Annotated in this window: 9 protein-coding genes and 1 pseudogene; 3 read left to right on the top strand and 7 right to left on the bottom strand. The window is 42.8% G+C overall.

Annotation, left to right across the window (positions count from 1 at the left end; translation table 11 throughout):
• Positions 1–127: 127 nt before the first annotated feature.
• The 6 genes from cysW to HCR01_RS07360 all read right to left on the bottom strand — a co-directional run bounded on the left by cysW (position 128) and on the right by HCR01_RS07360 (position 5,506).
• The gene (gene cysW / locus HCR01_RS07335) at positions 128–1,003 is read right to left on the bottom strand and encodes a sulfate ABC transporter permease subunit CysW (protein ID WP_193195578.1); all 876 of its coding nucleotides are present in this window, start codon (positions 1,001–1,003) and stop codon (positions 128–130) included.
• The gene (cysT, locus tag HCR01_RS07340; RefSeq protein ID WP_193195579.1) at positions 990–1,859 is read right to left on the bottom strand and encodes a sulfate ABC transporter permease subunit CysT; all 870 of its coding nucleotides are present in this window, start codon (positions 1,857–1,859) and stop codon (positions 990–992) included. Before cysT ends, cysW begins: the two co-directional genes overlap by 14 nt.
• Positions 1,860–1,965: 106 nt before the next feature.
• A complete protein-coding gene (locus tag HCR01_RS07345; RefSeq protein ID WP_193195580.1) occupies positions 1,966–3,126 on the bottom strand; it encodes a sulfate ABC transporter substrate-binding protein in 1,161 nt (386 codons plus the stop codon).
• Between the two features lie 360 nt (positions 3,127–3,486).
• Positions 3,487–4,260: a class II glutamine amidotransferase gene (locus HCR01_RS07350; protein ID WP_193195581.1), complete on the bottom strand. Its 774-nt coding sequence runs from the start codon at positions 4,258–4,260 to the stop codon at positions 3,487–3,489.
• 311 nt (positions 4,261–4,571) lie between these two features.
• Positions 4,572–5,030, bottom strand: coding sequence for a response regulator (locus HCR01_RS07355; protein WP_193195582.1), 459 nt, complete (start codon positions 5,028–5,030; stop codon positions 4,572–4,574).
• A 281-nt stretch (positions 5,031–5,311) separates the two neighbouring features.
• The gene (locus HCR01_RS07360) at positions 5,312–5,506 is read right to left on the bottom strand and encodes a hypothetical protein (protein ID WP_162397429.1); all 195 of its coding nucleotides are present in this window, start codon (positions 5,504–5,506) and stop codon (positions 5,312–5,314) included.
• Between the two features lie 724 nt (positions 5,507–6,230).
• Here HCR01_RS07360 and HCR01_RS07365 point away from each other — a divergent pair.
• From HCR01_RS07365 to dnaK, 3 genes are all read left to right on the top strand, one after another.
• A complete protein-coding gene (locus tag HCR01_RS07365; protein WP_193195583.1) occupies positions 6,231–7,553 on the top strand; it encodes an OmpP1/FadL family transporter in 1,323 nt (440 codons plus the stop codon).
• 404 nt (positions 7,554–7,957) lie between these two features.
• Complete coding sequence (locus tag HCR01_RS07370) at positions 7,958–8,452, top strand: Hsp20/alpha crystallin family protein (RefSeq protein ID WP_193195584.1); 495 nt, start codon at positions 7,958–7,960, stop codon at positions 8,450–8,452.
• A gap of 129 nt (positions 8,453–8,581) precedes the next feature.
• The gene (gene dnaK / locus HCR01_RS07375) at positions 8,582–10,462 is read left to right on the top strand and encodes a molecular chaperone DnaK (protein ID WP_193195585.1); all 1,881 of its coding nucleotides are present in this window, start codon (positions 8,582–8,584) and stop codon (positions 10,460–10,462) included.
• Between the two features lie 278 nt (positions 10,463–10,740).
• Here the strand turns inward: dnaK and HCR01_RS07380 are convergent.
• A pseudogene (locus tag HCR01_RS07380) lies at positions 10,741–11,252 on the bottom strand (hypothetical protein); the annotation flags it as partial.

The raw sequence follows: 11,252 nt of genomic DNA on the forward strand, positions 1-11,252 counted from the left end.
TCGCGCAGCGTCTCCGTTAGGAGAAGGGTAAGGACTTTAGTCCTGATCATCCTTGTTTTGAGCGATGAATCGCTCACTACGAACTAAGATTTTTTTATATTTAATTATACCTAGCTACTTAATTGTCCTATTCAACATCTTTAATACGAGTTTTCCGTTCTAAAATTTCCTTCAGTACTAAAGTTACTACTGCTAGTAGTGCCAACAATACAGCCGCAGAGAAAGCAGCTTCAGTTTCATACTGTTTGTAAGCGTCTTCTACAAACAGTGGTAAGCTCTGGGTTTGGCTAGCAATATTACCAGATACTACTGAAACTGCCCCGAACTCACCCATTGCTCTGGCATTAGTCAAAATTAAGCCGTAGAGTAAACCCCAGCGGATACTAGGCAAAGTAACACGCCAGAATATCTGCCAATCGTTTGCACCTAAGGTCTTAGCAGCTTCTTCTTGATCCTTGCCAAACTCCTCTAAAACAGGAATTACTTCTCTAGCGACAAAAGGCATACTAACAAATGCCGTAGCTAGCACCATACCTGGAAAGGCAAAGATAATCTTGATATCATGTGCCTGGAGCCAAGGCCCAAACCATCCATTTCGTCCGTAGAGGAGTACAATCATCAATCCTGCAACTACGGGCGATATAGAAAAGGGCAGGTCAATAATGCTCAGAACTACGGCGCGGCCAGGAAATTTATGGCGAGCGATCGCCCAAGCTGCACACAGTCCAAATACTGTATTTATAGGTAGAGTAATGATCGCCAGTAACAATGTCAGCCCAGCTGCATGCAGAAAGGCGGGGTGTGTCAGGTTAGATAAAAACGGCCCAACGCCCTTTCTAAAGGCTTGGAAAAAAACGTTGAGTGCAGGGATGTATTGAACTAAGGCCAAATAGACAACTGCTATACCAATCAAAAGTGTTGGAACCCAACTCTTCTGCTGTTTTGGCTTTACTATATCTGTATTAGACCCAGATGAGTGAAAACTTGGCTCATTTACTGTCATATCGTCTAGCCCATGCTTGTAAGAAATTAATTGCCAGTAACAGCACTAATGAAATTGCCAGCAGAACCACACCAATTACAGTTGCACCAGAATAGTCATACTGCTCTAAGCGTTGGAAAATTAGTACAGGTGCGATTAAATCTTGGAAAGGTGTATTGGAAGAGATAATCACCGTTGAACCATACTCCCCAACTGCACGGGAGAAACCCAAGGCAACACCAGTCAAAATTGTCGGAAACAATGGTGGCAAAATCACTTTCCAGAAACTTTGCCATTGAGAAGCACCTAGACACCAAGCGGCTTCTTCAATTTCCTGTTCCATTTCTTGAAGTACAGGTTGCACAGTTCTCACCACAAAAGGCAGTGAGATAAATACCATTGCTACCCATACACCCAAACGGGTGAAAGATACCTTAATTCCTAGAGGTTCTAGTAGCGAACCAATCCAGCCATTATTACTGTAAACTGTTGCCAGTGTTAACCCTGCTACGGAAGTTGGCAGGGCAAAGGGTAAATCCACTGTGGCATCAATTACCCGTTTCAGAGGAAAGTCATAGCGAACTAAAACCCAAGCAATCAGAGTACCAAAGATCCCATTGATCAAAGCAGCTAGTATTGACGTGACAAAAGTGACATTGTATGTTGCTAGCGCGATATCACTGGTTGCGATCGCCCAAAATCTCGCCGGAGGTTCCGTACTCGCTTTTAGGAACATAGCAACTATGGGGATAAATAACATCACTGTTAGATACCCTAGGGTAATTCGCCATGTCCAAGGAAGGTGCAACAACTGATGGAGAAATCCCTTCCAAGCTGGAGTTTTACGGTCAATTTCTACAGAAGGAGATAAAGTCATAGTCAAGAATTCAAAATTTCAAATTCACAAGAATTTTTCTGTTGGTAGTTAATAGTCAGTTATTTTTTCTACTAACAGTAACGACTGACTAATAACTAATAACTAATTATCGTTTCCTTTGGGCTTGAATCTTATCAAACATACCCCCATCTACAAAGAACTTTTGATCAATTGCTTCCCAACCGCCAAAGTCCTGAACTGTACCCAGAGTTTTCACTTTGGGAAATTTATCTGTAGCTGCTTTAGTTTGGGCTACTTCCTCATTTGCGGGTCGAAATCCTAATTTGACAAACTCTTGCTGTGCTTCTGGAGTATAGAGGAATTTGACAAAACCTTCAGCAACTTCGCGGTTGCCGTGCTTATCGACGTTCTTGTCTACCACAGCGATCGGATTGTCAATAGATATGTTCACTTCAGGAACGATGTAATCAACTTTCTCGCCCTTTTGCTGTGCCAAGAGAACTTCGTTTTCGTAATTAATTAAAACATCTCCCTGACCTTGCTTAGTAAATGTGTCAGTTGCTTCTCGCGCATCTTTAGTCAGGATTGGTACATTACTGTAAACTTTAGTTACATATTCAGTAGCTTTGGCCTCATCTCCACCAGTTTTAATCACAGAATTCCATAGTGCCAAGAAATTCCACCTAGCAATACCTGATGTTTTGGGGTCAGCGGTAATCAGTTTTACATCACCTTTTACTAAATCTTCCCAGGTCTTAATGCCTTTAGGATTACCTGGACGAGTTATTAGTGCCGCCACAGATTTAGAGACAATGCCATTATTGGGAACTTCTTTCTCCCATCCTGGCTGAATCAATCCAGCCTTCTCAATCTTTTGGGTGTCTCCAGCTAATGCTAAGTGGACAATATCTGCTTCCAAACCATCGATAACAGCACGAGTTTGGGAACCAGACCCACCATAGCTTTGCTTGAAGCTGACGGTTTGATTATGTTCTTTCTTCCACTGTTCTACAAATTTAGGAATGATGGCTTCGTGAGCTGCTTTAGTGACAGCAAAGGAAACCAGCGTTAGTTCAACATTCTGCTTGTTGGCAGCAACAGGGCTAGCCGCAGGGGCTTCAGTAGTCGAATTGCTGACATTTCCACCACAGGCGGCGAGTGCCACACTCAGAACGGCTCCTACTAAAAATAGCGATACAAAGCCTTTGAGCGAATTCAGTCTGAACCGTGTTCTTTGTTCAGCGTAGGCGTAGCCCGCCGGAGGCATCGCTTGTAATCTTTTCAGTGGGCGCTGCCACAAAGTCATCTCATATCCTCCTTTAAACTACAGCTAATTGATGGGAATACAGTTATATACTGTTTATGGTAATAGATGATTGCAGGTATCCGATCGCAAATGCAAGAGAATAACAGCACATTCTCGATAGAGAATATGGAGATTCTATCACCAGTTTGATGATTAAAACTGTAATGAGTTTCAACTATCAAATTGTCATCACAATTAAGCGGTAGAAGGCAGAAATGAGGAGTTATGGCCGTACTCACATAGATTAGGACAGTGTTGATTGCTCAAAGCCCTGAAGCAACTGGGTTCATACTCAGCACGGGCTAAACGCCCCGCTATCGCGCTTCCGCACTCACTCAGCACTCACCCTCATTACTCGTATCAAGCAAATTTCAAGGGTAAACCGTCCTGAAATACTAGTAGTTCTCCTAGTGGGATTGGCGTCCAAACTTCGTTGTCGGTCAGAGGGGTAGTGGCAATGACGGCGACGCGATCATTCTCAGTAGTCAACTCTCGAAAATCTACGGTCATGTCTTGGTCAATCAAGTGAGCAGCAGCAAAAGGCGCTTGACGCACAATGTAGCTGAGCTTGGTTGAACAGTACGCAAAAAAGTGTTCCCCATCTGACAATAGGTAGTTAAAGATGCCTGCTGACGCAATTAATTCAGTGATTTCCAGTAAGACTAAGTACAGTTCCTTGATGGTAGGCTCACCATCAGGAAAACTTTGTCGCAACGTTTCTAGCATCAAGCAGAATGCTTTTTCACTATCAGTGTTACCCACAGCTTGATAAAAGCCCATGTTTTTCGGTTGAAAATCTGGCAAATTTCCATTGTGGGCAAACACCCAATACTTCCCCCACAATTCTCTGCGGAAAGGATGACAGTTGTGTAGAGCAACTTCACCTTGAGTAGCTTTGCGGATATGAGCAATTACATGGGTCGAGTGGATGGGATAGCTTCGTACAAACTCTGCTACCGGAGAAGCAACAGAAGGCTGGGCATCCAAAAACATTCGACATCCCTTTCCTTCAAAGAAAGCAATGCCCCAACCATCGCTATGGTCATCCGTTTTTCCTCCCCGTGCAGAGAACCCTTCAAAAGAAAAGCAAATATCCGTTGGAACATTGCAGTTCATTCCGAGTAGTTGGCACATGGATGTTGAGCTTCTAAATTTTCGACTAATGGCTGAAGATTAACATACTTCAGAATGCCTCAATAATTCTGGAGCGATCGCTTCAATCTGACAATTTAGAGATTTTGTCATTGGTCATTGGTCATTTGTCTTTTATTTATTCTTCTCTCGCTCCCCTGCCCTCTGCTCCTGTACCTCTTGCCGCAAACGCTTGACCAACTGGCGTGAAGTTCCGCGACCGCCTGGTTTATTTGCGGCTCCTTACAACGCCTCGATCAAATGATGGGTATTGCGATCGCTTTGTATACACCTCATAGAAAGAGTGACCATTCCTATTGTTTGCCATTGTTAAACACAGAACTATGAAGAAGTTTTGTGATCTCTGCTATTAAGAGAGTAGGTTCTACAGGCTTATTCACGTAGCTTTGAAAACCTGATGTCACAGCAAGGTTGCAACCTTCTTCAGAACCTAAAGCAGTTAAAGCAATAGCTGGAATCTTTTGTTGTTCTGAGAGTGTCATCTCTCTAATTTTGCTAATTAACGAAAATCCGTCCATTTCTGGCATGGCGATATCAAAAATGAAAAGATCAAATTTGGATTGTTTGATTACTTCAAGAGCTTGTAAAGCTGATGTTGCTGTGATTACCCGACTACCGTAGCTTTCAAGAATACAGGTAGTTAAAAATAGACTATCGGCGTTATCATCTACTACAAGAACCTGTATACCATCTAGAGATTGAAAATCTTTTGTTACATCTAGAGGATGTTGATCTTCAGGATTATTTGCCATGATAATATTGCCTCCTTAGTTGCCGTAATCAATTACGGAGGAAATCCACTAGGCAGCTAGCTCAGTACTGGCTGCCTAGAGGATATTTATTATTAAGCTACCATGACCTTAGCTTATCTCTTGAGTAATATTTGTTAGTTGCTAAAATGCTTTTTATTCGTGTTATGAACTCCTGAGAAGCAGCTGAGAGCATAATTGGGGTAATAGTATAAGCTTTTACCCCAAAATGTCAGAAAACCCCGTATGGAATAGCTCACGAGGTTTTAAATTTAAGTACCCAGTTAATATAAATCTGTTTTTATCTTAATTTTTCCTACAGCTCTGGCAACTTTCTCCCAAGCTCTAGCAGTGTCAGGGTCTTGCCAATTGGTTCTTAGATGTTCAGCTTTCTCGTAACAGACTTGAGAAAGTATCTCTAACACACCAGATAAACTCATGCCATCAATCATTGTCTTTATATCATCTTTGTCGTACATTTTTAAAACTCCATATTGAGAATCTTTCAAATTTGTTAAACAGATTGGAGATAAAGTCATCATCCACGGCACTTGGTTGTGATAATACCTGGGATCATGGTGTATGTACAAGTTTCAATGGAATGATACGAAAAGGACTGCATAAAAACTGGATATATCTCTAGAGGCTAACTACTATCTCCATGGACAGAGATGAGAGGACAAGAAGATCAGAGTTCGGCTTGAGTCTAAAATTAAACTTCACCAAGCTGGGATTAATTTAAAAACAGTTGTACGCAAAATCAATACTATCAAAGATGATATAGCACACTCTGCCAAAGCGAAAGTTACTCAAGCTCAAGCTGATTACAAGCTGTTATTAACAAGGCGCGATCGCTTCAAGAGATTTTCATCCGACTGAGCTTTATTAGTCAGCCTTAATTCAACAGGATTAATCACGCATATATTAGCTAATCTGTCAATGTAGAGTTTATACCCAAAAACTTGTGGCAAAACAACCACAAAGATACCGTATTGCTCAATAATCGGATCACAAGATTATTGAGCACATGCAATTATGATGATTCAAAAAATACATTAATCTCTTCTCTTAGCTGCGGAATTTAGCTGAAATTGTTCACAAAGCGATCGCGCTTGTTCAAGCCTCCCAAAAGAGACTCACAATCAATCACAAATTCAGAACTACATAAAACACAACCAACATTTACAATTATCAAGGTATAAAATGAAGCAATTACGTGTGGACTTGTCGCTGGTGCCAATACTGGTGACACTGACAGTAATTAGTACGGCAAACATCGCATTGGCTGGTGGATTTGCCCTCAATGAACAGAGTGTTAAAAGTCTGGGAAATGCTTTCGCTGGCAATGGAATCGCCACTGATGATGCCAGTACAATTTTCTTTAATCCTGCTGGGTTGACTCGATTACCAGATAATTCTCTAGTTGGGGCAACATACGTCATTTTCTCTACAGTCAGTTTTCAAAACCAAGGTTCTAGGGTGGTAACAGGTGCGCCTTTGTCAGGCGGAAATGGTGGAGATGCAGGCGTTGATGCTATTGTGCCCAACCTGTACGCTGCTTGGAGTGTTTCTGATCGCCTAAAACTGGGTATTGGTATCAATGTCCCTTTTGGGCTATCTACCAAATACAACAGCGATTGGGTTGGTCGCTACCAAGCAGTTGAGTCGAAACTCGCCACTATTAATATCAATCCCACCGTGGCTGCTAAATTAACTGACAACTTGTCTGTGGGTGCAGGTCTGAATATCCAATATGCTGAGGCAACACTCTCAAATGCGATCGACTTTGGTTTAATTGGCCAAAGTGTTGGCTTACGCACTCAATCCCAACAAGCAGATGGTTTTGTCAAAGTGACTGGCTCTGATTGGAGTGTGGGTTACAACCTAGGAGTCATGTACGAACCAGCTAAAACCACGCGCATTGGTCTAAGCTACCGTTCTCCAATTACTCAAGAGATTCGGGGAAATGCTGACTTTACTGTACCCGCAAGTGCTAGAGCGCTGACAGCAAGGGGACAATTTACAGACACAGGAGCCAGCGCTCTTTTGAACCTACCTGATACATTGTCACTCGCTGTTTACCAAGAACTGAGCCAGCGTTTGGCAATCGTCGGTGATGTTACTTGGACAAACTGGAACCGTTTCCAAGAACTGCGAGTCAAGTTTAACAACCCTTTTCAAGCCGATAAAGTACAGCCGCAGAACTGGGATGATACTTACCGCTTTGGATTAGGAGTAAACTACGCAGTGAATGATAGCTTAACACTGCGAACTGGGGTTACCTACGATCCCAGCCCTGTTAGTGAGGAATTTAACACCGCTCGATTGCCAGGTGGAGATCGCACTTTAATCGGGTTTGGTGCCAGCTATCGACCTTCTAAGTCACTTAATATTGATGTTGGTTATACCCATGTGTTTATAGATGATAGTTCAATTAACCAGTCAAGCTCTACAGATGGTACGCTAACAGGTAAATTTGAAAGCGGCATTGATATCCTTGGAGTACAAGTAACCTGGCAGTTTTAACAGTAAACAGTAAACAGTTATCAGTCAAGATAATTGGGTTTAAGGAGAACCACTAAGGGGGCGCTCACTTTTAACTGAAAACTAATAACCCAAAGTCGATTCGTGGGCAGGCGTTGTTTAACAGTTATCAGTTTTTTTCTGACCACTGTTTACTGTTTTAATTTAAACAAATTTTGTCAAGAACTGTAACGCTTCTGATAGAGTACGGTTATTGCGATCGCTCATAGCTATAAAACCGAACCTACTGAAATTTAACCTTGACCTAATGTGATAACTAGGAAGCTAAAGATTGAGCTTTTAAAAATTGAAAATTGCTTGGAAAAAGTATACTGGTTGTCAGTAAAGCTACAAAGCTTGAGATTTAAGCCTCCTAGAAACCCAACATTGAATCTTAGAGGTTATATATGGCACTGATGCGTTGGAATCCATTTCGGGATATTGAGCGCTTAGAACCATTCCGAGAAATTGAACGTTTAGATCCATTCCGAGAAATTGATACCTTACAGCGGCAAATGAATCGCCTGTTTGACAGGTTGGTATCAACTGATGGTGAGGAAAGGACTGGATTTAACTTCATTCCTGCTGCCGAACTCAAAGAAACTGATGATGCAATTCACTTGAGACTAGAAGTACCTGGTCTAGAAGCAAAAGATGTAAATGTAGAAGCAACTCCTGAATCAGTCTCTATTAGCGGTGAGCGGAGATATGAATCCAAGACAGAAGAAAACGGTGTAACTCGATCTGAATTCCGTTATGGTAAATTCCAGCGAGTAATTCCGTTACCTTCTTTAATTCAAAACGACAAAGTACAAGCTGAATACAAAAATGGTATTCTCAGCTTGACCTTACCGAAAGCTGAATCAGAAAAACACAGAGCTGTTAAAGTTAATGTCGGTTAATTTTGTCACTTGAGTTAATCTCAAGCCTAAAATAAACAGGATTGGCAGTGTAATTTTTAATCTCATAAATTCCTGTCAATCCTATTTTTTCCTCAGCGCCACAATTGCTAAAGCTGAACAGGAAGATATATGGCAAAAGTAGTTGGAATTGATCTAGGAACGACAAACTCTTGTGTTGCCGTCATAGAAGGTGGGCAACCTATGGTAATCGCCAACGCAGAGGGACAGCGCATCACTCCCTCCGTTGTAGCTTATACCAAAACTGGCGAACGCTTGGTAGGTCAAATTGCTAGACGCCAAGCAGTAATGAACCCGGAAAATACCTTTTATTCTGTTAAACGTTTCATTGGGCGCAAATACGAAGAAGTCACCCATGAAGCTACAGAAGTTTCTTACAAAATTCTGCGCGATCGCAACGGTAATGTTAAACTCGACTGTCCCGCAGAAGGTAAACAATTTGCTCCCGAAGAAATTTCTGCTCAAGTTTTACGGAAGTTGGTTGATGATGCTAGCAAATATTTGGGACAAAAAGTTACTCAAGCAGTAATCACGGTTCCTGCTTACTTCAACGACTCTCAACGGCAAGCCACCAAAGATGCAGGAAAAATTGCCGGTTTAGAAGTCCTCCGTATTATCAACGAACCCACAGCAGCAGCTCTTGCTTATGGTCTAGATAAAAAGCAAAATGAAACCATCTTGGTTTTTGACCTTGGTGGTGGAACCTTTGACGTTTCTATCTTGGAAGTAGGTGATGGTGTATTTGAAGTAAAATCCACCAGCGGCGACACTCACCTGGGTGGTGACGACTTTGATAAGAAGATTGTGGATTGGCTGGCTAATGAGTTTCAGCGCAACGAAGGTATTGATCTGCGTAAAGATAAGCAAGCTTTACAAAGACTGACCGAAGCAGCGGAGAAAGCCAAAATTGAACTTTCGAGTGCCACTCAAACCAATATCAACCTCCCCTTTATCACTGCTACTCAAGAAGGCCCAAAACATCTTGATATGACGTTAACACGGGCTAAATTTGAGGAGATGTGTTCGGATCTATTTGACCGTTGCCGTAAGCCAGTGCAACAAGCATTGCAGGACGCCAAACTCACTAACGCTGAACTAGATGAAGTTGTGTTGGTTGGTGGTTCTACTCGCATTCCTGCCGTTCAAGAATTAGTGCGGCGGATAACGGGTAAAGATCCTAACCAAGGCGTTAACCCGGATGAAGTTGTAGCTGTTGGTGCTGCTATTCAAGCGGGTGTTTTGGCGGGCGAAGTCAAAGATATCTTACTGCTGGATGTTACCCCCTTGTCTTTGGGTGTGGAAACTCTTGGCGGCGTAATGACCAAGATTATTAGCCGCAACACCACTATCCCCGTCAAAAAATCTGAAATCTTCTCTACAGCAGCCGATGGTCAAGCAAATGTAGAAGTCCATGTTCTCCAAGGTGAACGGGAATTAGCTAAAGACAACAAGAGTCTGGGCAACTTCCGCCTCGACGGGATTCCGCCAGCGCCTAGAGGTGTACCGCAAATCGAAGTGACTTTCGATATTGATGCTAACGGTATTCTCTCGGTGACAGCTAGAGATAAGGCTACAGGTAAACAGCAGTCGATTTCGATTACAGGTGCTTCCACTCTCGATCAGCGAGATGTAGAACGCATGGTGCAAGACGCACAAACTCACGGAGAAGAAGACAAAAGACGGCGTGAACAAATCGATACCAAGAATCTAGCAGACTCCTTAGTTTATCAGGCTGAGAAACAACTCAGAGATTTGGGCGATAAGGTGAGTGCTAGTGATAAAAGCCGAGTTGAAGGGCTAACAGCAGATTTGCGGGAGGCGATTAACCAAGATAACTTTGATCGGATTAAATCTCTGACCAATGAGTTGCAACAAGCTTTGATGCAAGTTGGTAGCGCTGTCTATGCCCAAGCAGCAAGCTCTGCGGGGGGAGAACAGCAAGCTCAACGCAATGATGATGTGATTGATGCCGATTTTGTGGACAACAAATAATCTGAAGTTGAGGTTGAAAGCGATCGCCAAAACCCAAAACATTAGACAAGCTAACCGAGCGATCGCTCTTGATTACTAGTTTTAACCACTACGCACAGAGCATTACCTTGAGATGAAGATATCATCAGACACTAGCAATGTGCTGATCTGTCTTGCTTTTACAGCCATTTTCAAACGTGTGGAAAAACATTAGGGGCACAATATATTGTGCTCCTACGCCTATTGTCTACCAAAGTGAAACACTATCAAACTAGCTTCAGTGTAGAACGTTCCAAGTTCTATTCATTCCTATCATCAATTTCTACCCTAATGGTGGGACGCGGACAGCGCCAATTTGCTCCGCCAGAGCCAACACTAGTGCAACCTTGAGCTTGCATGGCATCCCGCGAGACATTTTCTGGCTTATAAAATCGCCAACGCCCTCTATTATCTGGGCCAGACTCAGCTCTGAGTCTGCGTGTATCACGCCCGTAGTCACGACGCCTATTGTTATCACGCCAGTCATTATCCCGCCTATTATCATCCACTTCTACTCTGATGGTGCGGCGTGGACAGCGCCAATTTGCTCCGCTAGTGCCAACATCAGTGCAACCTTGAGCTTGCATAGCATCCCGTGAGACATCTTCCGGCTTATAAAATCGCCAACGTCCTCTATCATCTGGCCCTGACTCAGCTCTGAGTCCCTGTGTATCGCGCCCGTAGTCACGACGCCTATTGTTATCACGCCAGTCATTATCCCGCCTATTATCATCCACTTCTACTCTAATGGTGCGGCGTGGACAGCGCCAAT

The organism is Nostoc sp. MG11 (assembly GCF_014904695.1).
Classification (GTDB): Bacteria; Cyanobacteriota; Cyanobacteriia; order Cyanobacteriales; family Nostocaceae; genus Komarekiella.

What these genes read in the sequence shown, in the direction of transcription:
- cysW (WP_193195578.1), bottom strand. Translation starts at nt 1,003, where the DNA reads ATGACAGTAAATGAGCCAAGTTTTCACTCATCTGGGTCTAATACAGAT.
- cysT (WP_193195579.1), bottom strand. Translation starts at nt 1,859, where the DNA reads ATGACTTTATCTCCTTCTGTAGAAATTGACCGTAAAACTCCAGCTTGG.
- HCR01_RS07345 (WP_193195580.1), bottom strand. Translation starts at nt 3,126, where the DNA reads ATGACTTTGTGGCAGCGCCCACTGAAAAGATTACAAGCGATGCCTCCG.
- HCR01_RS07350 (WP_193195581.1), bottom strand. Translation starts at nt 4,260, where the DNA reads ATGTGCCAACTACTCGGAATGAACTGCAATGTTCCAACGGATATTTGC.
- HCR01_RS07355 (WP_193195582.1), bottom strand. Translation starts at nt 5,030, where the DNA reads ATGGCAAATAATCCTGAAGATCAACATCCTCTAGATGTAACAAAAGAT.
- HCR01_RS07360 (WP_162397429.1), bottom strand. Translation starts at nt 5,506, where the DNA reads ATGTACGACAAAGATGATATAAAGACAATGATTGATGGCATGAGTTTA.
- HCR01_RS07365 (WP_193195583.1), top strand. Translation starts at nt 6,231, where the DNA reads ATGAAGCAATTACGTGTGGACTTGTCGCTGGTGCCAATACTGGTGACA.
- HCR01_RS07370 (WP_193195584.1), top strand. Translation starts at nt 7,958, where the DNA reads ATGGCACTGATGCGTTGGAATCCATTTCGGGATATTGAGCGCTTAGAA.
- dnaK (WP_193195585.1), top strand. Translation starts at nt 8,582, where the DNA reads ATGGCAAAAGTAGTTGGAATTGATCTAGGAACGACAAACTCTTGTGTT.